General features: G+C 41.6%; 29 protein-coding genes. 1 reads left to right on the top strand and 28 read right to left on the bottom strand.

What is annotated here, in order from left to right; translation table 11 throughout:
• Positions 1–28: 28 nt before the first annotated feature.
• From mfd to metG, 17 genes are all read right to left on the bottom strand, one after another.
• The gene (mfd, locus tag ACH0BF_RS21960; protein WP_340851634.1) at positions 29–3544 is read right to left on the bottom strand and encodes a transcription-repair coupling factor; all 3516 of its coding nucleotides are present in this window, start codon (positions 3542–3544) and stop codon (positions 29–31) included.
• 111 nt (positions 3545–3655) lie between these two features.
• Positions 3656–3886 (bottom strand): anti-sigma-F factor Fin, encoded by a 231-nt coding sequence (gene fin, locus ACH0BF_RS21955; protein ID WP_120035813.1) that lies wholly within the window; start codon positions 3884–3886, stop codon positions 3656–3658.
• A 71-nt stretch (positions 3887–3957) separates the two neighbouring features.
• Positions 3958–4524 (bottom strand): aminoacyl-tRNA hydrolase, encoded by a 567-nt coding sequence (gene pth, locus ACH0BF_RS21950; RefSeq protein ID WP_120035812.1) that lies wholly within the window; start codon positions 4522–4524, stop codon positions 3958–3960.
• A 150-nt stretch (positions 4525–4674) separates the two neighbouring features.
• Entirely contained in the window at positions 4675–5301 is a 627-nt protein-coding gene (locus ACH0BF_RS21945) for a 50S ribosomal protein L25/general stress protein Ctc (RefSeq protein WP_406910297.1), read from the bottom strand.
• 619 nt (positions 5302–5920) lie between these two features.
• Positions 5921–6880, bottom strand: a complete 960-nt coding sequence (locus tag ACH0BF_RS21940; RefSeq protein ID WP_120035810.1) for a ribose-phosphate diphosphokinase — start codon at positions 6878–6880, stop codon at positions 5921–5923.
• A 16-nt stretch (positions 6881–6896) separates the two neighbouring features.
• A complete protein-coding gene (glmU, locus tag ACH0BF_RS21935) occupies positions 6897–8270 on the bottom strand; it encodes a bifunctional UDP-N-acetylglucosamine diphosphorylase/glucosamine-1-phosphate N-acetyltransferase GlmU (protein WP_120035809.1) in 1374 nt (457 codons plus the stop codon).
• Positions 8271–8492: 222 nt separating this feature from the next.
• A complete protein-coding gene (spoVG, locus tag ACH0BF_RS21930; RefSeq protein WP_041101893.1) occupies positions 8493–8786 on the bottom strand; it encodes a septation regulator SpoVG in 294 nt (97 codons plus the stop codon).
• Positions 8787–9031: 245 nt separating this feature from the next.
• Positions 9032–9406 carry a 2-iminobutanoate/2-iminopropanoate deaminase gene (gene ridA / locus ACH0BF_RS21925; RefSeq protein WP_120035808.1) on the bottom strand — a complete coding sequence of 125 codons (375 nt, stop codon included), beginning with the start codon at positions 9404–9406 and terminating at the stop codon, positions 9032–9034.
• Between the two features lie 12 nt (positions 9407–9418).
• Positions 9419–10252, bottom strand: coding sequence for a pur operon repressor (gene purR / locus ACH0BF_RS21920; protein ID WP_120035807.1), 834 nt, complete (start codon positions 10250–10252; stop codon positions 9419–9421).
• A 67-nt stretch (positions 10253–10319) separates the two neighbouring features.
• On the bottom strand, positions 10320–11189 hold the full coding sequence (gene ispE, locus ACH0BF_RS21915; RefSeq protein ID WP_120035806.1) for a 4-(cytidine 5'-diphospho)-2-C-methyl-D-erythritol kinase: 870 nt from the start codon (positions 11187–11189) through the stop codon (positions 10320–10322).
• A gap of 163 nt (positions 11190–11352) precedes the next feature.
• The gene (locus ACH0BF_RS21910) at positions 11353–11529 is read right to left on the bottom strand and encodes a small, acid-soluble spore protein, alpha/beta type (protein WP_039234758.1); all 177 of its coding nucleotides are present in this window, start codon (positions 11527–11529) and stop codon (positions 11353–11355) included.
• Between the two features lie 350 nt (positions 11530–11879).
• Positions 11880–12134 (bottom strand): biofilm formation stimulator Veg, encoded by a 255-nt coding sequence (veg, locus tag ACH0BF_RS21905; RefSeq protein ID WP_049666021.1) that lies wholly within the window; start codon positions 12132–12134, stop codon positions 11880–11882.
• A gap of 184 nt (positions 12135–12318) precedes the next feature.
• Positions 12319–13197: a sporulation peptidase YabG gene (gene yabG / locus ACH0BF_RS21900; RefSeq protein WP_120035805.1), complete on the bottom strand. Its 879-nt coding sequence runs from the start codon at positions 13195–13197 to the stop codon at positions 12319–12321.
• A 136-nt stretch (positions 13198–13333) separates the two neighbouring features.
• On the bottom strand, positions 13334–14209 hold the full coding sequence (gene rsmA / locus ACH0BF_RS21895) for a 16S rRNA (adenine(1518)-N(6)/adenine(1519)-N(6))-dimethyltransferase RsmA (RefSeq protein ID WP_120035804.1): 876 nt from the start codon (positions 14207–14209) through the stop codon (positions 13334–13336).
• Positions 14206–14763 carry a ribonuclease M5 gene (rnmV, locus tag ACH0BF_RS21890; protein WP_120035803.1) on the bottom strand — a complete coding sequence of 186 codons (558 nt, stop codon included), beginning with the start codon at positions 14761–14763 and terminating at the stop codon, positions 14206–14208. Before rnmV ends, rsmA begins: the two co-directional genes overlap by 4 nt.
• Positions 14764–14771: 8 nt before the next feature.
• On the bottom strand, positions 14772–15542 hold the full coding sequence (locus ACH0BF_RS21885; RefSeq protein WP_406910296.1) for a TatD family hydrolase: 771 nt from the start codon (positions 15540–15542) through the stop codon (positions 14772–14774).
• Positions 15543–15631: 89 nt separating this feature from the next.
• Entirely contained in the window at positions 15632–17626 is a 1995-nt protein-coding gene (gene metG / locus ACH0BF_RS21880; RefSeq protein WP_406910295.1) for a methionine--tRNA ligase, read from the bottom strand.
• 435 nt (positions 17627–18061) lie between these two features.
• On the opposite strand from metG, the gene ACH0BF_RS21875 reads away from it, so the two are divergent.
• A complete protein-coding gene (locus ACH0BF_RS21875; RefSeq protein ID WP_049666009.1) occupies positions 18062–18346 on the top strand; it encodes a transition state genes transcriptional regulator AbrB in 285 nt (94 codons plus the stop codon).
• Between the two features lie 90 nt (positions 18347–18436).
• Here the strand turns inward: ACH0BF_RS21875 and rsmI are convergent, their stop codons facing one another.
• From rsmI to ACH0BF_RS21820, 11 genes are all read right to left on the bottom strand, one after another.
• Positions 18437–19309, bottom strand: coding sequence for a 16S rRNA (cytidine(1402)-2'-O)-methyltransferase (gene rsmI / locus ACH0BF_RS21870; protein WP_120038035.1), 873 nt, complete (start codon positions 19307–19309; stop codon positions 18437–18439).
• Positions 19302–19577, bottom strand: a complete 276-nt coding sequence (locus ACH0BF_RS21865; protein WP_120035800.1) for a GIY-YIG nuclease family protein — start codon at positions 19575–19577, stop codon at positions 19302–19304. Before ACH0BF_RS21865 ends, rsmI begins: the two co-directional genes overlap by 8 nt.
• Positions 19561–20307 (bottom strand): tRNA1(Val) (adenine(37)-N6)-methyltransferase, encoded by a 747-nt coding sequence (locus ACH0BF_RS21860; protein ID WP_120035799.1) that lies wholly within the window; start codon positions 20305–20307, stop codon positions 19561–19563. Before ACH0BF_RS21860 ends, ACH0BF_RS21865 begins: the two co-directional genes overlap by 17 nt.
• A 145-nt stretch (positions 20308–20452) precedes the next feature.
• Complete coding sequence (gene yabA, locus ACH0BF_RS21855) at positions 20453–20821, bottom strand: DNA replication initiation control protein YabA (protein ID WP_120035798.1); 369 nt, start codon at positions 20819–20821, stop codon at positions 20453–20455.
• A gap of 13 nt (positions 20822–20834) precedes the next feature.
• Positions 20835–21662, bottom strand: a complete 828-nt coding sequence (locus ACH0BF_RS21850) for a PSP1 domain-containing protein (protein ID WP_120038033.1) — start codon at positions 21660–21662, stop codon at positions 20835–20837.
• Positions 21655–22653: a DNA polymerase III subunit delta' gene (gene holB, locus ACH0BF_RS21845; protein WP_340851658.1), complete on the bottom strand. Its 999-nt coding sequence runs from the start codon at positions 22651–22653 to the stop codon at positions 21655–21657. Before holB ends, ACH0BF_RS21850 begins: the two co-directional genes overlap by 8 nt.
• 12 nt (positions 22654–22665) lie before the next feature.
• Entirely contained in the window at positions 22666–23106 is a 441-nt protein-coding gene (locus ACH0BF_RS21840) for a YaaR family protein (protein ID WP_120035797.1), read from the bottom strand.
• Between the two features lie 14 nt (positions 23107–23120).
• Complete coding sequence (locus ACH0BF_RS21835; RefSeq protein ID WP_049665996.1) at positions 23121–23450, bottom strand: cyclic-di-AMP receptor; 330 nt, start codon at positions 23448–23450, stop codon at positions 23121–23123.
• A gap of 114 nt (positions 23451–23564) precedes the next feature.
• Complete coding sequence (tmk, locus tag ACH0BF_RS21830; RefSeq protein ID WP_340851664.1) at positions 23565–24212, bottom strand: dTMP kinase; 648 nt, start codon at positions 24210–24212, stop codon at positions 23565–23567.
• A gap of 16 nt (positions 24213–24228) precedes the next feature.
• Positions 24229–25662, bottom strand: coding sequence for an aminotransferase class I/II-fold pyridoxal phosphate-dependent enzyme (locus ACH0BF_RS21825; protein WP_340851666.1), 1434 nt, complete (start codon positions 25660–25662; stop codon positions 24229–24231).
• Between the two features lie 57 nt (positions 25663–25719).
• Entirely contained in the window at positions 25720–25914 is a 195-nt protein-coding gene (locus ACH0BF_RS21820) for a sigma factor G inhibitor Gin (RefSeq protein ID WP_120035794.1), read from the bottom strand.
• Between the last annotated feature and the right edge of the window lie 158 nt (positions 25915–26072).

The raw sequence follows: 26072 nt of genomic DNA, 5'->3' as shown, positions 1-26072 counted from the left end.
TTCTATACATTTTGTTGTGTTTTTCCCTTTATTTTTTCGCCGTCTCCAAGTTCTTTATAATATCAAAGGCAATTTCGAACCATGTATTAGTGGCCATGTTCTTAATATCAATGGTGAGTTTGAGTTTGTTGTCCTCCATGCCCAGACCCACTGAACGGCCATGTTTATTACAGATATTGAACACTTTTGAGCCATCGATTTGTTTTGTTCCAGCTTCATTCATCAATATATATACCGACTCTTTTTCCTGCTTGATTAACTCCAATTGAGCAGCTATGGCATATACCTTCATCTCTGCTACCTTAAACAGATCTGCTACCTCATGTGGATAATCACCGAACCGGTCAACCATTTCCTCTTTAAGTTCTTCCACTTCTTCTAATGATTCTATACTTCTAAAACGCTTATACATCTCAATTTTCTGGCGGCTGTCTTTAATATACGTATCCGGAATGTAAGCATCAATAGAAATTTCTGCTTCAAACGAAGGGCCTGTTTCTTGTTTGTCCGTTCCTTGTTTTTGCTCGATTGCTTCCTTCAGCATTTGAGAATACAAGTCAAAACCGACAGAATCAATAAACCCATGCTGCTGAGAACCAAGCAGATTTCCTGCCCCGCGAATGGATAAGTCTCGCATGGCAATTTTAAAGCCAGAGCCCAACTCGGTAAATTCCTTGATCGCCTGCAAGCGCTTTTCTGCTTGTTCTGACAATACCTTATCCTTGCGATACATAAAATAAGCGTAGGCTACTCGGTTAGAACGTCCGACACGGCCACGGATTTGATAAAGCTGGGACAAGCCCATCCGGTCGGCATCGTGGACAATGAGTGTATTTACATTTGGAATATCGACACCCGTTTCGATGATCGTTGTCGTGACAAGAACATCAAATTCTCCTTCCAGAAAGCCTAAGATCACATTTTCGAGCTCTCGTTCCGTCATTTGGCCATGGGCATAAGCAACTTTCGCATCCGGCACAAGCATGGCAATTTCGTCCGCTTTCCGCTCAATATCTTCTACACGGTTATACAGATAAAACACTTGTCCTTCACGGGCCAGTTCTCGTTCAATAGCTTCCCGAATTAAAGCCGGATTGAGTTCTGCCACATATGTTTGCACTGGAAAACGATTTTCCGGTGGCGTTTCAATAACAGATAAATCTCTTACACCGAGCATCGACATATGAAGAGTTCGCGGGATCGGAGTCGCCGTTAGCGTTAAAACGTCTATATTTGTTTTCAGCTGTTTAATTTTTTCTTTATGTGTTACCCCGAAACGCTGCTCTTCATCCACGATTAGCAACCCTAGATCGTTGTACTGAATATCTTTCGACAAAAGGCGATGGGTTCCAACAACAATATCTACCGTGCCATTTTTAAGGCCTTTAATCGTCTCTGTCTGTTGCTTTCTAGAACGAAAGCGACTTAACAATCCAATCTCTACAGGAAAGTCCCGAAAGCGCTCGCTCATTGTTTCAAAATGCTGCTGAGCAAGAATAGTGGTCGGCACAAGAAACGCTACTTGTTTTTCATCAGCAATCGCTTTGAAAGCTGCCCGAATCGCGACTTCCGTCTTTCCATAACCGACGTCTCCACACAATAAACGATCCATCGGCCGTTCTTTTTCCATATCTATTTTGATTTCATTAATAGAACGAACCTGGTCTTCCGTTTCTTCATATGGGAAAGCGGCTTCAAATTCTCGTTGCATTTCCCCATCAGGTGAGAATGCATACCCTTTAGCTGCTTCCCTTTCTGCATAAAGCTTGATCAGATCATCGGCAATATCCTGGACAGAAGATTGAACTTTACTTTTTACGCGCTTCCACTCACTGCCACCTAATTTATATACTTTAGGTTCTTTGCCTTCTGAACCTACATATTTTTGCACGAGTTCGATTTGTTCGACCGGAACATAAAGTTGGTCTGTTCCCTGGTATTTAATATTTAAGTAGTCTTTGTGCACTCCTTTAATTTGGAGCGTTTCAATTCCTAAATATTTCCCAATCCCATGGTTCACATGCACCACGTAATCGCCCGGCTTCAATTCAGAATAGCTCTTAATTCTCTCTGCATTAGACAGTTTCTGTCGTCGCTTGCTTCTTTTTGGCTTCTTATTGAAAAGCTCCTGTTCTGTAATAACCGCTAGATGCAGGGCAGGAAATTCAAATCCTGCTGTCAAAGAGCCTCGAGCGACTTGTACCACTCGTTCGATAATATTATTTTTTTCTAGTGAACTAGTGGCTTCAATCTCATAATCTGCTAGAACTCGCTGAATTTTAGCTATTCGCTCTTCGCTTTCACCGAGAAATACAACTGTCATGCCAAGCTTTCTCCACCGTTCCACCTCTGCATGAAGCACGTTCATCTGCCCGTGAAAATCTTGCATTGGCCGTGAAGAGAAATTCACAATGTTTTCGGGTCTCGTATGAGCGACCTGACGCAAAAACAGCGCAAGGTAAATGATGGGCTGTCGGATAGCTGATAGTGTCTCTGTAAAATGATAGGAGAGCTTAATATCATGAATAATTTTCCCCTCTTCGAGCAAGGCAACATACCATTCAGCTTCCTCCTGCTGCAAAGAATCATTCATTTCATTGATCCGACTGATTTCATCAAAAAAGACAAGGCCATTCTCCGGTAAATAGTCCGTTAAATTCATTGGGTTCTCATACAGTAAAGCTGTATATTTGGATAACCCGTCTATTGCTATCCCTTGCTTTAGTCGATCGATCTCGAAGCTGATATTTTCTTTCATCAACTGTTTCGTTTCAGCCTTCTTTACCTTCTTTAGTGAGTCTTGTAAAGCTTCCTCCAGCCGCCGCGATAGGATGACGAGCTGCTCAGAAGAACAAGGTGTTTCTGTTACTGGACTGATTTCAATAGCAGACTTATTTTCAATAGAACGCTGATTCTCCATGGAGAAGGTACGAATCGAATCTACCTCTGTATCAAATAGTTCGATTCGCACAGGATGTTCGATTGTTAACGGATAAATATCGATAATGCCACCACGTAAGCTGAATTCCCCCGGAGCATACACCATATCTGTACGTTGATAGCCCATTTGCACAAACTGATGAATCATATTGTCTAGATCGATTTCTTCTCCAACTTTAATGGTTTTTTGCAAGCCAGCCCATACTTCTTTAGGCGGAAGCAGCTTTCGCAATCCGGCAACAGGAACGATATAAATCCCCTTTGCCTCATGGACCATATGATTCAGCACTTCAATCCGCTGGGCACGCAATTCAGGGCTGGCCACGCTAATTTCTGCTGCTATTAACTCATTAGCCGCGTATAAATACACTTCTTGATCGTCTACAAATTGCAGCAAATCATCATATAACTTTTGAGCTTGCAGTAAGTTGTATGTTACTACAATGATCGGCTTGCTTGTTTTTTCATAGGCAGCCGAAATAAAAAGGGCTCTTGATGATCCCGAAAGACCTGCGGCCAGTTGCTCCTTCAGCCCTCCTGTTACCCCATCAAAAATAGATTGAATATCATTATTTTGTAAGAGAATTTTCTGTAAACTATTCACACTTTCTTCCTCCCCTTAAATGGACGCTTTGCTGTCCGTTCAGCCAAGGCTGTCTGTGTATTGCCCTGGTGGAAAACAGAAAAATGCTTTGGATCGCTGTCCAAAGCTGCTTTAATGTATAAAATAATCGTATTGGTGAAAATCAGGGTTTCTTTGAAGAGACTCCTCACAATCTTCACATATTGTTGTTATTGTCACGTTACCTTCAGAATCGTATTGAACCATCTCTATTCTCTCGTCTTCCGTCAGTGCGTGAATGCCAAGCTGCCGGCTTGAAACAACTGGCTGTTTAAGACTCCCAACTGTCGTTCCGCAATGGCGGCAAACGTAATGAATGGCCATGTGCCTCCTCCTTTGCTGCTAACCTCTACTATGTAGTTAACGTTAGTATAGGCAAAGAAGAAAGCATTTATTCACGTTTGAATGTTATATTCGTTCATTACTTCAAGAAACGGCTTTTCCAACCATGCTTCTACTGCATCCGCACTCTTTGAAACAGCCTGTTTCATTTTTTCCTGCTCATCCTCCGTAAATTTGCCTAATACGTAATCAACCACCTTCATCGGAGGAACTGGGCGGTCAATCCCAATACGGATGCGATTAAAGTTTTGCGTACCAAGATGAGCAATAGTTGACTTTATTCCATTATGCCCGCCTGCACTGCCTTTTTGTCGAAGGCGGATACGGCCGGTTGGCAAGTCTAGATCATCATAAATCACAACAACATCCTCTGTTGCCACATCATAATAGCGCATAACCTCCCCGATGCTTTCTCCGGACAGGTTCATGTATGTAAGCGGCTTAAGCAAAATCGCTTTCTCTGTTCCCTTTCGCACAATCGTATAAACCCCTTTGTGCTTTGCCTCTGTGAGGGGGGAATTGAAACGTTCAGCTAACTCCTCAATCACATCAAAACCGATATTATGCCTCGTACCTGCATATTTTGCCCCCGGATTGCCGAGACCAACAACTAGCTTCATGTTTTGCACCTCAAATTTTTCTTCAATAAATTAATTTAAGTATAACGCACATGCATAAGAAATTATACGCCTAATTCTATTCCATCACTTCTTTCTCCCATAAAAAAGAGGCCGGCTCCAGTAAAAACTGGGCTGGCCTCTTTAATTATATTATTCTTGCGCTGTATTTGTTTCTGCCTCTCTGCCTTCTTCTGCTGCTTCAGGATTGCTATCCTCGGCGGCTTCCTCCACACGCGGAGCAAGAATAGATACAACGACCTCATCATCTTCATGATTAATGATAAACGGATGATTACCACGGATTTCTCCAACAGACAAACTATCACCGATGTTTAAGTGGGAAACATCGACTGTAAGATTTTCAGGGAATTCACTAACTTTGGCTGTCACTGAAAGCTCAAATAGCGGTTGTTGGACAACTCCGCCTTCTTTCGCTCCAGCTGCTTCTCCCTCTAAATCTATCCGGACATTTGAAGTGATCTCGGATGATAAATCTACCGCAAGGAAGTCCGCATGGACAATGTAATTTTTAATGGGATCTTGTTGATAGTCATGCAGAATAACGTTATGTTCTTTTCCATCCACTGCTAAAGAAATCACACCATTGCGGCCAACTTCTTTAATGACTTTAATGAAATCTCCTTCATTGACGAAGACGGATTCTGCTTCCATATCTTTTCCATAAACGACAGCAGGGAAATTTCCTTCCTCACGAAGCTCAGTTTTAGCAGAACGTTGAAATTCTTGACGCTTTTTTGCTTCAAGTACTGAATTCATTAGAGAAACTCACCTTCCTGTATTATGATCTCTGTTTAAAATTTTTGTCCTAAATCATCTATTCCCTGATTTCGTCATACTTAAACATAAAAGGGCAGAATGACTTCTTTTTATCTCTGAATGAAAGACCCGCCGACTTGCTCATAGTCACTTTATAGCAACCAGTGTCTGCCTGCCTAAATAAAAAAGCCCTTCCCTCTAAAACTGAAAAAACAGCTTTTTGGGAAAAGGCTATTTTATTAAGGGGCTGGCGGTTTGGAAAATCTCGCTCGAGCTAAGAGTGACTCTAACAGAAATCCCTCCAACCTTCTATCACGCGAATTGAGCACCTTCTGTTTTTCTTTGCTCAACTGCGCCTCCTTGGGACCCAAGGTCATAAGCTAAGCCGCCCAGAAGGTTAAAGAACAACCTTCCAGACGGCTTGACCTATGCTTGTCGTCGCTAATCGAGCGCCTTCCGCTTTTCTATTGTCCAGCTGGAGGCGCTTAGCGGCTAGTTGACTCCCTGCCCTTTCTTGCGATAAATCAACATCGAATCGCTAACGCTCTTCGTGTTTCCTTTATCTCATGCAGAACCGTCCAGTCCCTACGCCGCTGAACAAGCGCCCTCCGCTTTTCTATTAATCAAATAGAGTGCTGACAGATTGCTCTTCGTGAACGCGAATAATGGCTTCGCTGATCAATGGTGCAATCGATAGCTCTACAATTTTATCAGTCTTCTTCTCTTCAGGCAGGGCAATGGAGTTAGTAATAACCAGTTCTTTAATGTTAGAGTTTTGAATGCGCTCGATCGCTGGACCTGAAAGTACAGGATGCGTACAAGAAGCGTATACTTCTTTTGCTCCATTTTCGATAAGAGCATTTGCTGCAAGTGTAATTGTGCCAGCTGTATCGATGATATCATCGATCAAGATGGCAATCTTTCCATCAATGTTACCAACAATATTCATCACTTCAGCTACGTTTGGTCTTGGGCGACGCTTATCGATAATAGCAATCGGTGCTTTTAAGCGATCAGCCATTTTACGTGCGCGTGTTACTCCGCCATGATCTGGAGAAACAATAACGACATCATCTCCGCTGAAGTTCTTTCCTTTAAAGTAATCAGATAAGATTGGTACACCCATTAGATGATCGATTGGTATATCAAAGAATCCTTGAATTTGCGGTGCATGTAGATCAAGCGTAATCACGCGAGTAGCTCCAGCCGTTTCAAGTAAGTTTGCTACCAACTTAGCTGTGATTGGCTCACGAGCGCGGGCTTTGCGGTCCTGACGTGCATAACCATAGTAAGGAATGACAATATTAATCGTTTTAGCAGAGGCTCTTTTTAGAGCATCAATCATAATGAGTAATTCCATTAGATTTTCATTGACCGGTGCGCTTGTTGATTGAACAACGTATACGTCACAGCCGCGAATACTCTCTTCAATATTAATTTGTATCTCTCCGTCACTAAAACGCTTCACGGAGCATTTCCCTAATTCTACGCCGATCGTTTCAGCAATTTCTTCAGCAAGTTTGCGGTTAGAATTAAGAGAAAAGATTTTCAACTTCGGATCTAAATACTGATTATGCATGGGTGGACCTCCGCCTTTATTTTTTAAGATTTAATTTTTCTACATAATTTTCTTTGTTTACTTGACGGGCACGAGCAATAGATAAAGCTTCACCAGGTACGTCGTTTGTAATCGTAGAGCCTGCTGCTACATATGCTCCCTTGCCTACTGTAACTGGGGCTACAAGATTAGAATTGCAGCCGATGAATGCATCATCTTCAATCTTTGTTAAAAACTTATTTTTTCCATCATAGTTAACTGTAATGGAACCACAGCCGATGTTTACTCCGCTTCCTACTTCCGCGTCCCCGATATAACTTAAATGGGAAGCTTTGCTGCCTTTGCCAAAGACAGTTTTTTTAATTTCAACAAAATTACCGATCTTTGCTTCATCACTGATTTGAGAAGCCGGGCGAATGTGTGCAAATGGCCCAATAGCCACGCGAGAACCAATTTCACTATCGGCCGCTACAGAATGGCGAACAACAGTATGATCTCCGACTTGGCAATTAGTGATTTCACTATTTGGTCCAATTTCACAGTCAGCACCGATCACTGTATTTCCCGATAAGACGGTTCCAGGGTAAAGCACTGTATCCGAACCGATGACAACATCCGGACCGATAAATGTGTTTTCTGGACTGATGAGCGTGACACCATTGCGCATATGCTGCTCATTAATACGTTCACGCATAATCTTCTCTGCCTGACTTAAAGCCACGCGATCATTTACACCTAATGTTTCATTAAAATCCTCTGTTTGATAAGCTGCTACTTTTTCTCCAGCTTTCTTAAGAATTTCAATTACATCTGGCAAATAGTATTCACCTTGAGCATTATCATTCGATACTTTTTTCAACGTATCAAATAGATAGCGGTTATCGAAGCAATAAGTGCCTGTATTGATTTCCTTTACTTGCCGTTCTTCGTCTGTTGCATCTTTATGCTCAACGATCTTCTCGACCATTCCTTGCTCGTTTCGAATGATCCGTCCATAGCCGTCTGGCTGCTCTGTATAAGCTGTTAAAATTGTTGCCTTCGCCTGCTGTTCTGTATGATAATGAACAAGCTGCTCCATAGTAGAAGACTTAATAAGTGGTGTATCACCGCAAACAACGAGTGTGCAGCCCTCTTCTTCTCCAAGAATAGCTTCTGCCTGCATGACTGCATGAGCAGTACCAAGCTGCTCTTCCTGCAAAGCAAATTCACTCTTTTCACCAAGATAGCCTTTTACTTTTTCTGCTCCATGGCCAACAATTGTAACAATTTTATTTGTATGTAAATCAGATATTTGATCAATCACATGCTCTACCATCGGTTTACCACAGACAGGGTGAAGCACTTTATAAAGCTTAGACTTCATCCGTGTGCCTTTTCCTGCCGCAAGAATGACAGCATAAATATTCGTCATTGAGGGTCCCCCTATAACTTTTTATCCTTATTGACTATATCTTAAAAGGGCTCTTATTTCAAGACAGCTTAAAAAACGACAAATTTTTGTCAATGAATATTCGGATTTTTAAAGGAATGTAAGAAAGAAGATGCCAAAAGGGAAATATGAGTGGAAATGGAGGTGTTTTTTTCAATGAAAAAAGAGCCATACATTTGAAGTAGGCTCTTGTTGCATGTAAATTTATGAAGCTCCTGCTTCTTCTAATTCCACTTCTTCCAATTCTCCCAGACGGTGATACTCAGCTAAAACAGCATCTTGGATTTTACCGCGTGTGTTGGAGTTGATTGGATGGGCAATATCACGAAACTCGCCATCTGGCGTACGTTTGCTTGGCATAGCAACAAACAAACCATTGTTGCCGTCAATTACACGGATATCATGAATAACAAATTCATTGTCCAACGTAATTGATGCAATCGCTCTCATGCGGCCATCCGTATTTACGCGTCTTAGTCTCACATCAGTTACTTCCACTCTGTTCACCCCTTTTTCCCCTATATAAAAAGCTTAAACTAACTATTCAATAATATTTCAAATATTCCTTCTTTTTTTTGAAAAAATTTTACTTTATTTTGTATAAAAAAACACCCGTGATGATTTCACGAGTGTTTCGAAACGGAAAAAACTGATTTTAGAGATGGATATGCCAGTCAAAACCACCATTTCTACCAATCAACATGCTGGCGAAGAAAAGCGTTTCCAACTCTTGGTTACTCGTATTATTTTACGAGGGCAATTACTTCAATTTCGACTTTCACATCTTTAGGCAGCCTTGCCACTTCCACGCAGGAACGGGCTGGTTTATGTTCACCAAAGTATTGGCTGTACACGTCATTCACTGCCCCGAATTCTTCCATGTCAGCGATGAAGACTGTAGCCTTCACGACTGTATCCAAGGAAGCTCCAGCTTCAGCTAAAACAGCCTGAAGATTTTTAAATACTTGATGAGTTTGCTCGGTTACATCTCCATTTACTAATTCCCCTGCAGGTGTTAATGGGATTTGACCAGAACTATAAAACATGTTATTTACAATAATCCCCTGAGAATATGGGCCAATGGCCGCTGGTGCTTGATTTGTCGCTACTACTTTCATTTTAACCTCTCCTTATGAAAACTGTATGTTTTTGGAAAAATAATTTCCTTCTACTACAGAAATAGCAGACGTGCGAACATTTACATCTTGCAGCTTAACAAGTGATATGTAATCCTCTACGAGTCTTTCCTCGTCATGTTCTGCTTCAACGAGGACAGCAATTCCTGCTACAGAAGCATTAAACTCTGCTAACAGACTGATCATTCCATTTATCGTCCCGCCAGCCTTCATAAAATCATCTACAAGCAACACCTTGGATCCTTCTTTCAAACTGCGCTTTGCGAGCACCATCGTTTGTATGCGCTTTGTAGAACCCGATACATAATTAATGCTGACAGTCGGGCCCTCTGTTACTTTGCTGTCCCGACGAACGACAACAACCGGAACATTCAAATGTGAGGCAATGGCATGGGCGATGGGAATGCCTTTTGTTGCTACTGTCATGATGGCATCAATCTCCATGCCTGCATAAGCAGAGGCAAGAAGTTTGCCGACTTGATGAATAACTTGCGGATGACCAAGCAGGTCCATCATGTATAAATAGCCGCCAGGAAGAAGTCTCTCGGGGCTTTCAATTTGTTCGCAAAGATTTGCGATAAATTTTCGTGCTTCTATCTCACTAACTTTTGAGAAATATTTAACCCCACCAGCAGCTCCCGGAATGGTTTGAAGAGAGCCAATGCCGCGCTGTTCAAACGTTTCCTTCACAATAGACAAGTCTTCACTAATAGATGATTTTGCCGATCCGTACCGTTCGGCAAAAAAAGTAAGTGAAACAAGCTGCTGTGGATGCTCCAGTAAATAATGTGTCATGTCAATTAACCGTTCACTTCGACGAAACTTCATGTTCTGTTCGACCCTCCTAAGGAGTAAATCCGAATATTTAATTTTAAATATATCTTAACATACGGGTTCAATCAACAGGAATCCCTTCTCCTAGCATTCTGACTGCGTATACCTGGTCGCAAAAGCCTCTTAAGCCGTTGCAAACCCGGTGCATTCTAGAATCATGCTGCATTAGTCCAAAAACGGTTGGTCCGCTTCCACTCATCAGCACAGCATCTGCTCCAAATCGTTCCATCTGTTCTTTAATTTGAGCCACTTCCGGATAGAGCTTTAATGTCACAGACTCCAGAACATTGCCAAGATGAGCGCACATTTTATGATAATCCTTCGTTTCAATGGCAGACATCATTGCCTGTGTATTAGGATGCCGCAAGCCGTCAATCTTTAAATTTTTGTACACTTCAGCTGTGGACACACCGATTGTCGGTTTAGCAAGAACCACCCAGCAATTCGGGGGAGCTGGAAGGTGCTGTATTTTTTCTCCCCGTCCCTTGGCTAAAGCGGTGCCGCCGTATACACAAAAAGAAACATCGGAACCAATCTCCGCTCCGAGAGTCGCTAGTTCGTCTAGACTTAACCCTAGATCCCATAGCTTGTTTAGCCCCTTCAATGTAGCAGCGGCGTCACTGCTGCCGCCTGCTAGACCAGCAGCTACCGGGATCACCTTTTCAATGCCAATCGCTACACCTGAACGAATGCCGTACCTTTCTTTAAGCAGCATCGCTGCCTGGTAAGCTAAGTTACGTTTATCATCCGGAACAAAACGGTTATGGGATATAATTTTAATTTCATCTTTTGCGAGTGGTTCCAATTCAATTCGGTCTGCCAGATCTACTGTTGTCATGATCATCTCTACCTCATGATATCCATCCGCACGTTTATGTAGCACATCGAGCGTTAAATTAATCTTCGCCGGTGCTTTCATCATTATTTTCACAATAGGCCACCTACTTTGTGCACATTACAGTTTAGCTTATTTTATCATAAAGTCGATTAGGAGTTGTAAATATGATGTGTGATGGAGCAATTTTCTATGTAAAAAAGGATCGGGGTTTCCCCGATCCCTTAGCGGCTTTTTAATTAGAAGTTAGCTAAAAGTGTCAGCGCTTGTTGACGAGCTGGTTTTCTGCCAGTTCAATTGCTCGTTTGACCATGTTACCCGCGTCACGGGCTGTAATTCCGCCCCAGCCTTCCCGTTGAACAGTGTCATAAAACCCTAACTCCTTCGCAAGCTCTTCTTTCAATTGGTCAGACATAATTCCTCTTCTTCTGCCCATTAGTTGCCCTCCTTTTGCCGCCATTTATAGCTTAACCAGCCTATTTAAAACGATTAGCGGAAAATGAAGGGAAGCCTTCAAAAGCAGAGAGCGCTCGTTTAGCACGATAGGCAGTTGGAGGGCTGACTGAAAGAGCCCGTTCTTTGGCTCTGCAGACAGGCCGAAACTGCCGTACGTGTTAGCGCTTGGAGCTGGACAGCATCAAAAGCAGAGAGCGCTCGTTTGGCCTCTATGAAATACTATTTATTAAAAAGTTTGCTTTTCTTTTGGTCGGGGAAAAGTTAAGTGTCTCCCAGGTGACTAACTTTAAACCAATAAAAAAGCAGTAAACAATATTGTTTACTGCAAAATTAAACGGCGCTTCCTGCTGCGTCTTCAAACGTTAATTCTACTGTTTCTGTTAACACATCTGCATAGCTGTACGATACTCTTTCAAATGCGTTTTCATCTTGATCCAATTCTACAACAAAGACTGCTTGATATGTTTCAGCTAGAACCCCAGATCGCTCAATAGTTTTACGGCGTCCCCCGTTCGCTTTCAACAAGAGTCTTTTTCCTAAATTTGAATCAAGGGATTTTTTAATGTCGGCTAATGTTTTTGGCATCCGCTTCCACCTCACTATTTTTATAATAACATGATTTAAATAGCAAGTCAAATAAATAAAATATTTTATCAACCCGCGCCCCCTTTTGTCAACGTTTTTTATTTTACAAAAACCTGCTTTTTTCATCATATTTTTAGCGTTCCCAATAATCCAATAACCATGACAAAATTGTTTTTCGCCTTCTTTATTCTTCCTCAGACTGGTTAAACGGCATGCCAATGCGGAGCACTCCTTTTGTTTCAACTCCCCCCAACCCTTTATTACCTGTCAGTGTATTTCTCAACACTTCTCTGACATCGACAAGCTCATTGAAAGGTGTAAAGCCAATTTTAGAGGAGATGTAGACCGGATCCAGTGCATGAATATTTACACGGAAGGGAGAACTAGCAAAGTTGGCTCCTGCCCGTATTAAAGATTCAAAATGTGACTGGCACGCTCCAGCAAAAATAACCAATTGATCTAAGTGAGGGACTTTCTTTCTCGCCAATCGAACCGTTTGTACAAAATATTTTGAATGTCGGTAGGCCTTTATATCTGATTTGCTTCCTTTCGTTTTTGAATATGAATCATGCCCCGTTATGACTAAGATATCGGGGCGATATTCGTCGATTAATGCTGAGATTTTTTTGGGCATTTCTTCTTCCAGACAGTGTATGCCATAAACCGGAAGACCGATTTTTTCATAAGCGGCCAAGCATTTTTTTAAATAATTGGGGTCACCATCCATGTGTAGTACTCTGCCTGGTATTTGAAAAACATCATTTTCATTCCGATAACAATCTGTTGCCCTGTACTCCTGCTTTTCTTTAATTAATTCTAGCTCTTGTCTAAATAGGTGCAGCGACTGCTCTTCTCGCATTCTCGTAGCGCGTGTCATTCTTTTTTGTTCATCAGGGTCTACTTCTAACAAATCGGAGAACGGGGCGTCTGCAATCAGCCGATAATCTTCTCCTGACAAAATAGCTATTTTGCCTTCTTCCGTATCTTTGATTTCCATTACTCTAAACAAAATGTCGTTCCCATAAGACGGGCGGCTGACAATAGAATTAATACGAATCACCATGTGATCATCCCCGTTAATTTTTACTCTTCCGATTATCTTATGCAGGAAATGCCCAATTGGGGAATGTACTTCTATATTTATGAAAGAAAAACTCTCAAAGTAAAATATCCGCCTGCAAATTGAGGCGGATACTCTGTTAACAAAAAACTGGGCAAAGGGCATTGGCGAGCCGAGCAAACTCCTCTAGGGAAAGAGACTCTCCTCTTCTAGAAGGCTCGATTTCTGCTTGGCTAAGCGCCTCTATAATCTGGTCTTTCTTTTCTTTCCCTGCAGGCAGCTGGTTTGTTAGATTATTTAAGATTGTTTTTCGTCGCTGGGCAAAAGAAGCACGTGTCACTGTAAAGAAAAATTCTTCGTTAATTACTTCTACAGCCGGCTGCTCTCGTCTCAGCAATTTAATAACAGCAGAATCAACGTTCGGTTGCGGCATAAAGACCGTTTTAGGCACAATAAAAGCTGTTTCTGCTTCCATATAATATTGAATGGCAATTGACAGAGAACCGTAGTCTTTCGTACCAGGCTTGGCTGAGATACGATCGGCTACCTCTTTTTGAAGCATGACAACAATCCCCTTAAAAGGAACCTTGTCCTCAAGCAGCTTCATAATAATTGGCGTTGTCACATAGTAAGGCAAGTTTGCCACTACCATTAACTGTTCACAGCCTTCAAATTCCTGTCCAGCTATTTGAGCAACGTCTGCTTTTAGAACATCTTCGTGAATGACCTTTACATTGTCATAAGGAGAAAGCGTATCCGACAAAATGGGAAGAAGACGCTGATCAATTTCAAATGCAACCACTTTTCCTGCACTCCGGGCCAAATGTTCCGTTAAAGCACCAATTCCCGGACCGATTTCAATCGCTCCGGTCTCCTTTGTCAGCTCGGCTGTTTCCGTAATTCTGCGTAAAATATTCGGGTCAATTAAAAAATTCTGTCCTAAGCTTTTTTTGAAAGAAAAACCGTACTTTTCTAATATCTCTTTCGTTCGCGTAGGAGTAGCAATATCTTTCATGTCTTTTCCTCCTGCAACACTTCTTTTAAGGCACGGGCAAATTGTTCCCGTGTAATTTGGAACATGAGTAGCCGTTTGTACAGCTGCTTTCCATTCGTATAGCCAATTCGCAGCTTTTCACCAAGCTTCTGTCTTCTTTCCTTTGCTTGCGCTCCTCCAATTAATCCGGCATCGACCAAATCCTCTTTGGAAATTTGCTCTACTGCTTCTTTTTCAACAGTCTGGGCGTCTTTTAATGCTTTGCGGATTGCCTCGATAGAAGCATGCTCCACGCCGACACCTCTTCCTCTTTTCTCAATCGCTTCATGCTTCGGCAAAAAAGCATGCTTACAATCCGGCACACGTTCAGCAACAATATGTCTAATCCGTTCTCCTGGATAATCGGGATCTGTGAAGACGATCACGCCTCTTGTTTCTTGTGCCAATTTAATTCTCTCAATAACAGCTTCTGAAACGGCTGAGCCGTTTGTTTCAATCGTATCCGCATTTACCGCTCTCTTAATCGCTGTTGTGTCATCTTTTCCTTCTACTACGATGATTTCTTTTATTTTCATATGATCGATCACCGCTCAATAGAGAAAAGCTTATGGGCATTTTCAGTTGTTATGCGTGCGACTTCCTCGTAATCCATCCCTTTTAGCTCAGCAATTTGCTCTGCAACCAATTTTACATAAGCCGGTTCATTCCGTTTGCCACGATAAGGATGAGGAGCGAGATATGGACAGTCCGTTTCGATGAGCAAATTATCAAGCGGAATATCAACCGCTACTTCTTTTGGCTTTTTAGCATTCTTAAATGTAACAGGGCCGCCAAGGGAAATATAAAAGTTCATCGCTACACATTCACGCGCGGTTTCTACACTGCCGCTAAAACAGTGCATAATCCCACCGACTTCCTCGGCTCCTTCTTCCTTCAAAATCTCAACGATGTCTTGTGTGGCTTCCCGATTGTGAATAATGATAGGAAGCTTTACTTTTTTAGCGAGCTGGATTTGCTTACGAAATACTTCTTTCTGAACATCCTTAGGCGACTTGTCCCAATGATAGTCAAGCCCCATTTCTCCTAAGGCTACGACTTTCGGGTGTGCCGCCAGCTCTTCCAGCCAAGCAATATCCTCTTCTTCCATGTCGATGGCGTCTACTGGATGCCATCCGACACTGGCATACAGAAATTCATATTTTTCAATAAGTTCAAGGGCTTTTTGAATCGTTGGACGGTCAAAACCAACAACGACCATGGTTTCTACTCCAGCTGCTCTAGCCCGCTCAATTACTTCTTCTATATCTTCATTATACTGTTCAGCATTTAAATGAACATGCGTATCGAATAGCACTCTTTTCATCCTTTCTAAAAGAAAAACATAGACGTTCCCGTCGAATAATCGTTCCACGTGAAACATTCTATGTTTTTCGATCGACTCATTTATTTAATCCGTGAACCGTTTGGCAAGCTTTCATCTACACTTACTAATGATAATACGCCATCAGCCTTACCAGCAAGAATCATGCCTTGTGACAGTTCTCCACGCAATTTAACAGGCTTTAAGTTAGCGACAACGATTACTTTGCGGCCGACCAACTCTTCTGGCTTGTAAAATTCAGCGATACCTGAAACGACCTGACGCTTTTCAAAACCGAGATCCAACTGCAGCTTTAACAATTTGTCAGCTTTTTTAACTGGTTCCGCTGCAATAACTGTTGCTGAACGCAGATCGACATTCATGAAATCATCAATTTTTATTTCCTCTGTTAACTCTACTTTCGGCTCTTCTTTTTTCTCAGGAGTCCCTTGCATTTTTTCTTTAATATAAGTGATTTCTTCCTCAATATCCAGACGAGGGAAGATTGGTTCTCCTTTTTTTACTACTGTCGTTCCTTCCGGTATTAGTCCAAATTGAGACAGACTATCCCATGATTGCAGTTTTTCATCCTGAATATTCAGCTGCTCAAAAATCTTCTTTGGCGTCTGTGTTAAAAATGGCTTCAAAAGAACAGCCATTCGGCGGAGCGATTCTGCTAAGTGTGCCATGACATCGCCAAGCTTATCTTTCTCTTCCTCTTTAGCAAGCACCCATGGCTGTGTTTCATCAATGTACTTATTCGTACGGCTAACGAGCTGCCAGAGAGCTGACAACGCAACGGAAAACTCCATTTTTTCCATCGCTTCTTCATACTGCTTGACTGTTTCCATGTTCAACTGTTGAAGCTGCTTGTCAAATTCCCCATTCGATCCTTTATATGTTGGAATGACACCGTCAAAGTATTTATTGATCATTGCAACAGTCCGGTTTAGCAAGTTGCCTAAATCGTTGGCTAGATCGTAATTAATCCGTTCAACAAAGCCTTCCGGTGTAAAGACGCCGTCTGAACCAAATGGTACTTCACGAAGTAAATAATAACGAAGGGCATCCAATCCATAACGGTCAATCAACGTAACGGGATCTACTACATTACCTTTTGACTTCGACATCTTCCCGTCTTTCATGAGCAGCCATCCATGAGCAAATACTTTTTTAGGAAGCGGCAAGTCAAGCGCCATCAGCATAATTGGCCAGTAAATCGTATGGAAACGGACAATCTCCTTGCCGACAAGATGGACATTAGCCGGCCAATATTTTTGATATCTCTCATCATGATCGGTGCCATAGTCAAGGGCTGTAATATAGTTAGAGAGCGCATCGATCCACACGTAAATAACATGCTTAGGATCACCCGGTACTTTAATGCCCCAATCAAACGTTGTACGTGAGACAGCCAAGTCCTCTAGTCCCGGTTTAATAAAATTGTTAATCATCTCATTTTTGCGGGATTCCGGTTGGATAAAGTCCGGGTTCTCTTCATAATATTCAAGCAGTCGGTCAGCATATTTGCTCATCTTAAAGAAATAAGACTGTTCTTTTACTTTCTCAACAGGGCGACCGCAGTCCGGGCAGTTGCCATTTTCCAACTGGCGCTCTGTAAAGAAAGATTCACAAGGTGTACAGTACCAGCCCTCATATTCGTCTAGATAAATATCCCCTTGATCTAATAACTGTTTAAAGATTTTTTCAACAATGTCCTTATGACGAGTTTGCGTTGTACGGATAAAATCATCATAAGAAATATCTAACTTGTCCCATAACTCTTGAATGCCAGAGACAATATTGTCGACATACTGCTGTGGAGTTACTCCTGTTTCTTCTGCTTTCCGTTGAATTTTTTGTCCGTGTTCATCGGTACCTGTTAAGTACATGACATCAAATCCGCGCAGTCTCTTATAACGCGCCATAGCGTCACCTGCTACCGTTGTATAAGCATGTCCAATATGGAGATTTCCACTCGGATAATAAATCGGTGTCGTTAGATAAAATGTGTTTTTTTGATCATTCATCTTGTACCCCTCCTTGAAACGCTGATTCTTATGTAGAAAAGCCCTCACCCGGCGGTTGAGAGCTTTCTTTTACATTCATGCCCCTAGCGGACAATTCATACTAAATTTTATTGACATTATGACTATTATACAAAAAAAATATACATAGGACGCCGTTAAAGAGCCACTTCTTTTATTTTCTCTTATTCCGTAGCAATTGTAAATATTAAACTCTCTTATCTCTTTGATTTTTAATGGATTCGACATCAATACTAGGTCATTCGACATTTTTTTTATTTCTCTTTTTCCAATTTGTTACTAATCTTTGAAAAACCTTAATATATCAGTATTTTAAGCGCTTTACATTCCCTGGTAAAATTACATTTTCTTGTTGACGATGTTGGGAATAGCTGGTATGATAAGATCATAAGTGAAAAATATGTCGAAAATTGACGATTAAACTTTATATTTTTTAAATAAACAAGTTTGGAAGGAGCAAAAAAAATGAAATCAACAGGTATTGTTCGTAAAGTTGACGAATTAGGACGGGTGGTTATTCCAATCGAACTTCGCCGCACATTAGGTATTGCGGAGAAAGATGCTCTAGAAATTTACGTAGATGATGATAAAATCATTCTTAAAAAATACAAACCTAGCATGACTTGTCACATTACAGGAGAAGTTTCTGATGACAATATCAAGCTTGCAGGCGGAAAATTAATTCTTAGCCGCGAAGGTGCAGAACAATTGATGAAAGAAATTTCCGAGTCATTTGCTTCTACAAAATAAAAACGAGCCAACGGGCTCGTTTTTATTTTGGCTCTTTTCTGGAAAATAGAAATCAATACCTCATAGCAACCAAATTTGTAAAAACTCCCTTTATTCTATGTGATAAGCCTGATACACATCCCGTTTTCCCATATTTCGATCAACAGCCGTCTGCTTAATAGCTTCTTTTGTAGAGAAATTTTTTTCGTTGATATAATAATGAACATGGTCAACGACAGAGTAAGAAGACCACCATTCTTCAGTTTCCTCTTCTTCTGCTTTTTCATTTCCTTCGACGATTAAACAAAATTCCCCAAGGATATCCTCTTCTTTTGACCAGACAATTGCCTCTGCTATCGTACCTCGCAAAAACTCTTCAAACTTCTTTGTCAATTCCCGGCACAATACAATTTTTCGGTCCTCTCCCAATATTTCAGCCATGAAAGCGAGTGTGTCCTTTAACCGGTGTGGGGATTCATACAGAATAAATGTGCTGCGTATTTTATTCAACTCGACTAACTGTGCTTTCTTTTCTTTTTTGTATCGGCTTAAAAAGCCATAGAAATAAAATGGCTGGGGAGCAAGTCCTGAAGCAATGAGAGCTGTTAGTGCGGCATTTGCTCCAGGCAGAGGAACTACCGTTAATCCCTCGGCTATAACAGCGGAAGTTAGCTCATAACCCGGATCTGAAATAGATGGCATTCCCGCATCGCTGACCAAGGCTACTTTTTCCCCCTGTCTGATGCGTTCGAGAAGCTGCTTTCCACTCGTTTCTTTGTTATGTTCATGATAGCTTGTTATCGGAGTAGCGATCTCAAAGTAATTACAGAGTTTTTTTGTATTGCGTGTATCTTCGGCAGCAATGACATCAGCTTCTTTCATGATTCGAATGGCCCGGAAAGTCATATCCTCTAAATTACCGATTGGTGTAGGAACGAGGTAAAGAGCTCCTTGCTCATCAATAAAACTTTTTTGCTTAACTATCATAGCGGCTGCCCTCCCTTTGCAAATAATTAATTTTTTGCTTTCGTGTCAGCTGTTTAAAGGCATATTCCGCCTGCATGGCTTCTGTTACTGTATGAAATTTTTCCCAATGAATCAGTCGCACCGGCCCTCTGCCTCGTGTATATTTTGCCCCTTTACCAGAGTTATGGGCCTTCAGTCTTTTCTCTAAGTCTGTCGTGTACCCTCCATAGAACGAATGATCCTTGCACTCCAACACGTAGAAAAAATGATCAGTGTTTTTCTCCATATAACATCTCTCTTACTTCTGCTGTATATTCACCCTGCTCATCATATACGAATAATGGCGACAATATTTTCAAATCAGGCGCCCCATCTTTCGTACCCTCGATGAGAACCGTATTGGCCTCTTTTCCCATTTTCGGATAAACAAAACGAAGTCGCTTAGGCTCTAGACGATATTTCCTCATCAACGTCACTAAATCCAATAACCTTCCCGGGCGATGAACGAACGCTGCTTTTCCACCTTGTTTCAAGAGCTCACTGCTTGAGCGGATACAATCCTCTAGTGTACAGTGAATTTCATGACGGGCAATGGCCAAATGTTCATTCATATTTAATTCTTTATGAGAGGGTGTGACAAAATAGGGAGGGTTACAGGTCACGACGCTGTGCTTTTCATATCCTAATTGTGCTGGTGCCTCTTTCAAATCTCCATGTACCATGGAGATTCTGTCTTCGAGACCATTGTATGCAATGCTGCGGACAGCCATATCATATAGCCGCTCTTGAATTTCTACACCGATGATTGGAACGCTTGTTTTCGCACTCATTAATAGTGGCACGACTCCATTTCCAGAACATAAATCAACAATGGAACCCTTCTTAGTTGGAAGATAGGCAAACCTCGCGAGAAGGACTGCATCAAGGGAAAAAGCAAAAACAGACGGACTTTGAATAATTCGCAGCTCCTCCGCCAATAAATAATCGAGCCTTTCATCATCCTTTAATAGTACCATTCTTTCTTTCCTCCTGTTTTTACAAAAAAGAAAGACTGTCCAGGCAGGCCCGACTGTCACTTCACTTAGGAAGAATGTCATCTCTCCTTAAATGATTGACAGCTCCGGCATTAGCCTTCATGGACAGCCTCATTAGCATGCTCTATTACTTTTTATTTAAAAATGATAAACAAAACAAGCAATCTTCGTCTTTACGCGGACTTCCAAAATGAATATTGCAAATATGAAAACCTTCTTGATAAAGTCTGGCAAGGTTATCATAGCCTTCACCTATATCCATCAGCTTTGAAAAGTTTTTACTGCTGGCCTCTTTGTCCATCTCTTGTCCAACTTGATTATGCGAAAGCTCAATCTCTTCAAGCCGGCGTCGTAAATGATCATTCTCTAACCGTAATGAATGATTTTCTTCCATCATTTTTGTTAAACCCTTTTTCAAATCTCCAAGCTGTTTATACAACTGGCTGATTTGCATTTCCATATCACTGACCGAATCAAGAAATTCTTTTTTTTTCACCCGTTCCACCCCATTACTCTGTGGCTTGTACTGACACGGCACCTTCCGCCCCAATTTCATCAATGGTGAATTCAAGGATCCGCTCGTGATTGAATACTTCTACTTGAAGCACCCGTTCTAAAATATTCAAACCGACAACTTTTCCGGCACCATGAGGGGTGTTTACTTTTGTACCTATATCAGGAAGAATCTCTTTTGCTGCTTCATATTCATCGTTCTCATATTTTAAGCAGCACATTAAACGACCACACAAACCTGAAATTTTAGTCGGGTTTAATGAGAGGTTCTGATCCTTCGCCATTTTTATTGAAACTGGCTCGAAATCTCCCAGAAAAGTCGAGCAGCAAAGCATTCTGCCACATGGACCAATCCCGCCAAGCATTTTGGCTTCGTCACGAACACCGATTTGCCGAAGTTCAATTCTTGTTCGGAAAATGGCAGCGAGATCTTTTACAAGCTCCCGGAAATCGACTCTTCCGTCTGCCGTAAAATAAAAAATAACCTTATTGCGATCAAACGTATATTCAACATCAACAAGCTTCATATCCAACTTATGTTCAGAAATTTTCTCACAGCAGATCTCGAAAGCTTCTTCTGCAGCTGTTTTGTTTTCTTCAACAATTAAGCGGTCTTTCTGATCAGCTTTACGGATGACTTTCTTCAAAGGAAGGACGATATCATCATCCTCTACCTTTTTCGGCCCTACTACTACTTCACCGTGTTCTACGCCTCTCGCTGTTTCTACAATTACATGGTCGTTTTTTTCAACGCCCAGATCCATTGGATCAAAATAATATATTTTACCCGCTTTTTTAAAACGTACTCCTACTACGTCATACAAAGGATGCTCCCCCCTGCAATTTTAGCACAAGCTGCTCCATTAGCAGCTGTGGATTCATATTAGCATCAAGTTTCCGCTTTGCTTCTAAAATAGCAGTTATCTGCTCTGTTGTATTTACAATGGAAGAATGAAGAGCTGTGTTCTTAAGCAAGGCAAGCTGGTCAGGATAAGCAAGACCTTGTTCTTCTCCTGTTTGGATGGACAACAAATCTTTGAAAAGCAGCAGTAAAAGATCGAGTGCCAGACTTACTTGTTGTTTATCTTTAAAATGCCCATTAAAGTCCTCCTGCAATTTTACCATTGCTTCCAATGGATTTTTGAGTAGGACTTCGTATAATTTTAACACTATCTTGCGTGACTGTGCAAACCACTCCTCGGTACCCAGACGAAACGCCTCATCAAAGTTGTTTGTCAGCCTTGAAACCAGTGCAGCCATTGGCAGGGAAACTTCTTTTTCAACGAGTTTATTTTTTAGGAGAGCTGGGGGCAGCGGTTTAAAAGAGAGGAGCTGACAACGAGAAATAATCGTTGGAAGCATTCGCTGCGCCTGTTCAGTCAAAAGCAAGGCGACTGTGTCTGCTGCTGGTTCCTCTAAAAACTTTAGCAAACTATTAGCAGCGCTCGCAGTCATCTTGTCTGCGTGGTTGATAATGTATATTTTCCTGTTCGCTTCTACAGCTGTTTTGCTAAATTCTTGTTGAAGGAATACAATCTGTTGTTTTTTGATCGATAAGCCGTCAGGCTCTACCATATGAACATCAGGATGGTTGCCGCTGTCAATCCGCCGGCAATTGCTGCACTCATTGCAAGGCATGGTCCCTTCTTTACAAAGCAAACTTTTGGCAAAATAAAAGGCGGTCTTTTTCTTACCTGTCCCCGGATCCCCCTCAAACAGGTAAGCATGAGCCACCCGGTCTTTTGCCAGGCTGTTTGTAATCATTTTGAGCACAATAGGCTGCATTTCATTTAAATCTTTCCATATATCGGACACTTTCATCCCCGCCTATGTGTATAAGTTTATAATTAATCCCTTGATCTCGCCAATTTGGCCTAATAAATCAACGGATGACTTTTCCTGCTTCATTACATCCTCTGTTAATTGAATTAATTTCTCGTCGATGGTTTCAACAGTTTTTAACTTGCGCCCTTCGCCGAATTGATTCCACGTATGCGAATTCTTCAAATTCATGCCAAAATCTACTGCTTCTTTAATAAACCGTCGTACGAGCGTCTTGTATTTAGCCATATCCTGGAAGGTTCGCGAGCGGGCCAATCTCTCTCCCGCTCCCTCAATATCAGCCAACAATTTTGTCAGCTGCTCTGTTTTCATTTGCTGGCTCTGATGCTGCACAAGTCCTGCAAATTTCGACTGTCCTGTCTGCTCTAGCTTCTGATCTGTCCGTAGCTTATCTATATTAAAGTTTATATCTTTGTTGATTTTCATCATCTATTCCCCTATTAAAATTGATGAAATTGCTCTACTGGCAAGACAAATACTGTGGCTCCACCCACCGGAACTTCTACAGGATAAGGAACATAAGAATCAGCGTTGCCTCCCATTGGTGAAACAGGTGCTACCATCTGATCACGTGACTGGCAGTTATCCTTAATAATAGCGAGTGCCCGATCAAGCCGAATATCATCTGTTCCGATGATAAATGTAGTATTTCCTGCTTTTAAAAAGCCGCCTGTTGTAGCAAGTTTTGTTGCACGGAAATTATTCTCTATTAAAGCTTGTGATAAACGATGGCTATCCTGATCCTGTACCACTGCCAAAATTAATTTCATTCCTCTTCCTCCTCTATCCTCTTTTTTCTATTATACCAAGAAAAAGATTGTTTTTTTGAATTGTACAAACAATATTGTGAAAAAAGAACCCCTTTCTCAGGAATTCTTTCATCATTACTGGCAAAGAGATCGCTCCTTAATCTTAGCCAAAATTAACTTTAGACTCTCCTGATACACAGATTCCATAGAAGCTTCTGCATTTATAACGGCAATTCGGTCTGGAAATTTGTCCGCCAACTGCAAATATCCTTCTCTTACTTTTTTATGGAAAGATAAAGCTTCTAAATCTAAACGGTTCACTTCCCGCTCTTTATGCGCTTTAATCCGATCCAGACCAATTTCCGGACGAACATCAAATAATAAAGTGAGATGAGGCATTAGTTCTCCAATCGCGAACCGGTTGATTTCATAGACCTCTTCCACGCCTAATCCTCTCGCATATCCTTGATAAGCAAGAGAACTATCGATGAAACGGTCACAAAGCACGATATGACCTTCCTCAAGAGCAGGACTCACCTTTTCCACGAGATGCTGTCTTCTTGCTGCAGCATATAATAGTGCTTCTGTCCGCCCATCCATTGAGATGTTTTCTTTATTTAAAATGACCTTCCGTATTTGCTCAGCTATAGAAATGCCGCCTGGTTCACGTGTGGCCATAACGACTTGCCCCTCTTCCTCAAGCCTTTGCGCAAGCATTTGGATAATGCTTGTCTTGCCAGCTCCCTCTGGGCCTTCAATGGTAATAAATAGTCCTTTTCTCATACAGTCCTCCACCTGGTTAGTTAGTAGCCGTTTCCTTTGTAAAAACAGCCAATTGATTTTCTCGCAACCGCTGTCCCCCTTGTATATGTACCCCTTGGGCGTGTAACTTCTCTATCGCCACAGCTTGTTCCTTGGATATCTTTTCCCCACTTATAATCAAAGGAATCCCCGGAGGATAAGGAATAACCGTTTCAGCTGCTATTCTATCTGCCGATTCCTGGATAGCTATCCATTCTATTTGGCATTTCTCCTGTGCTGTGTAGGGCAAGACTAGTGGAGATATTTTCTCCTGTTGGAGAATAGGGATGCTGTTAGAAGCATGCGATTGTCTCTCTTCTATTATAATCTCTGACAGCCTTTTTTCGGCATGGTTTAAAAAAGTATGATCTCCTTGTTTAACTAAAGGGAGCGTACATAAAACCTGTACAGGATCAGCCAGTTCTGTGTAAATATTCACATCTTCCAGTCTCTTCTGCAGTTCATATCCAGTGTATCCTGGCTTTCTAAGCAGCACTTTCAAAGGGTCATCCGGAAAAACCGTTTCTATTCCTTTCTCATATAACTGCAAAGCTAGCTTTTCTCTCATATGAACGATAAAGGCCTGATCCTCTGCTGTTACGCTAGCTAAATACGCGCGAGCCATATCTAATGAGGCCATGATTGGATAAGAAGGACTGCTGGATTGAAGAGCCTGCAAGTAAAATTCTAGCTTCTCCAGCAGTACGTTTTCGGATTGTACATGAAGGTAAGAACCCATTGTCATGGCAGGCAGCATTTTATGAGCTGAATGAACAACGATATCAGCCCCTGACTTTAAAGAAGTTTTCGGAAAGGGTTCTTGCAGAATAAAATGAGGGCCATGGGCTTCATCGACAAGAACAAATGATCCATGATGCTTTGCCAGTTGAATCAATTCTTCCATTTCCTTAGCCATGCCATAGTAAGTAGGATACGTTAAAATGACCGCTTTTGCAGCAGGAAAACGGTTATATGCTTCGGTCAATGTATGTAGACTCACTTGCCCTGCCGACTGTACGTAGCTATCATACTCTGGATCTAGAAAGACGGGATTTAATCTTGCCAGCTTCAATGCATGAAAAATAGACTTGTGAGAATTGCGTTGGACAAAAACGGTATCTCCTTCCTTACAAGTAGACATAACCATAGCCAAGTTTCCAACTGTGCTCCCATTGATTAAAAAATAACTCTTTCTTGTATTGTATAAATCCGTTAACAGCTGCTCGGCTTCTAAAATGCAGCCTTCGGGTGAATGGAGATCATCCATCCCGGATATTTCGGTCACATCATAAGCTAAAAAAATTTGAAAACCAGCAGGCAGCCCTTCCTTCCACAACGAGCCGTTCTTATGGCCCGGTACGTGAAAAGACAAAGGCTGCCGTTTAATATGCTGTTGTAATGCATCAACGAGTGGGGTACGTGTTTGTTTCAATGAATATCCTGCCTTTTCTATACTTTTCTCTTAGCCTAACACACTAAAGCGACGGGATCACGAAAAAACAGAGGGCTTTCTTATTTTGTTCAACTTTTTTACAAATTCCGCATACTTTTCAGATTCAGGCTCTGTCTGGACAATTTCTCTTTCACACTCCCAACAAATAAATGCTGTGTACACATGCATCCCTTCATTTTTTTCTTTTTCACAAACGATGCACGTTTTACTACCTTTGAATAAATTCCCCATTTTCTCCACCTCCTGAAAGCTAGTATGGCCTTGATAGGTTAAAAATATACGAATCTAGCGATTATCAGGAATGTTTTTAACAAAAAAAAGAACAGCGTCTGCTGTTCTTTTGGATTGCCTGGCAGCGTCCTACTCTCACAGGGGGAATCCCCCAACTA

It is taken from the genome of Pseudobacillus sp. 179-B 2D1 NHS, assembly GCF_045370945.1.
In the GTDB taxonomy this organism is placed as follows: Bacteria; Bacillota; Bacilli; order Bacillales; family Domibacillaceae; genus Pseudobacillus.
Note: the sequence above shows the minus strand (reverse complement) of the source record. Positions and strands in the feature narration are given on the sequence as shown.

Bases quoted from the DNA above. Each gene is read 5' to 3' on its own strand.
- glmU (WP_120035809.1), bottom strand. From the start codon at position 8,270: ATGACGAATATTTATGCTGTCATTCTTGCGGCAGGAAAAGGCACACGG.
- veg (WP_049666021.1), bottom strand. From the start codon at position 12,134: ATGCCAAAAACATTAGCCGACATTAAAAAATCCCTTGATTCAAATTTA.
- ACH0BF_RS21860 (WP_120035799.1), bottom strand. From the start codon at position 20,307: ATGGTACTATTAAAGGATGATGAAAGGCTCGATTATTTATTGGCGGAG.
- yabG (WP_120035805.1), bottom strand. From the start codon at position 13,197: ATGGTGATTCGTATTAATTCTATTGTCAGCCGCCCGTCTTATGGGAAC.
- fin (WP_120035813.1), bottom strand. From the start codon at position 3,886: ATGGCCATTCATTACGTTTGCCGCCATTGCGGAACGACAGTTGGGAGT.
- ridA (WP_120035808.1), bottom strand. From the start codon at position 9,406: ATGAAAGTAGTAGCGACAAATCAAGCACCAGCGGCCATTGGCCCATAT.
- ACH0BF_RS21875 (WP_049666009.1), top strand. From the start codon at position 18,062: ATGAAATCAACAGGTATTGTTCGTAAAGTTGACGAATTAGGACGGGTG.
- rsmA (WP_120035804.1), bottom strand. From the start codon at position 14,209: ATGAAAGATATTGCTACTCCTACGCGAACGAAAGAGATATTAGAAAAG.
- rnmV (WP_120035803.1), bottom strand. From the start codon at position 14,763: ATGAAAATAAAAGAAATCATCGTAGTAGAAGGAAAAGATGACACAACA.
- purR (WP_120035807.1), bottom strand. From the start codon at position 10,252: ATGAAGTTTCGTCGAAGTGAACGGTTAATTGACATGACACATTATTTA.
- pth (WP_120035812.1), bottom strand. From the start codon at position 4,524: ATGAAGCTAGTTGTTGGTCTCGGCAATCCGGGGGCAAAATATGCAGGT.
- ACH0BF_RS21940 (WP_120035810.1), bottom strand. From the start codon at position 6,880: ATGCATAATCAGTATTTAGATCCGAAGTTGAAAATCTTTTCTCTTAAT.
- ACH0BF_RS21835 (WP_049665996.1), bottom strand. From the start codon at position 23,450: ATGAAATTAATTTTGGCAGTGGTACAGGATCAGGATAGCCATCGTTTA.
- ACH0BF_RS21945 (WP_406910297.1), bottom strand. From the start codon at position 5,301: ATGAATTCAGTACTTGAAGCAAAAAAGCGTCAAGAATTTCAACGTTCT.
- ACH0BF_RS21840 (WP_120035797.1), bottom strand. From the start codon at position 23,106: ATGAAAATCAACAAAGATATAAACTTTAATATAGATAAGCTACGGACA.
- ACH0BF_RS21820 (WP_120035794.1), bottom strand. From the start codon at position 25,914: ATGGGGAATTTATTCAAAGGTAGTAAAACGTGCATCGTTTGTGAAAAA.
- tmk (WP_340851664.1), bottom strand. From the start codon at position 24,212: ATGAGAAAAGGACTATTTATTACCATTGAAGGCCCAGAGGGAGCTGGC.
- ACH0BF_RS21910 (WP_039234758.1), bottom strand. From the start codon at position 11,529: ATGGGCAGAAGAAGAGGAATTATGTCTGACCAATTGAAAGAAGAGCTT.
- ACH0BF_RS21865 (WP_120035800.1), bottom strand. From the start codon at position 19,577: ATGGAGAAAAACACTGATCATTTTTTCTACGTGTTGGAGTGCAAGGAT.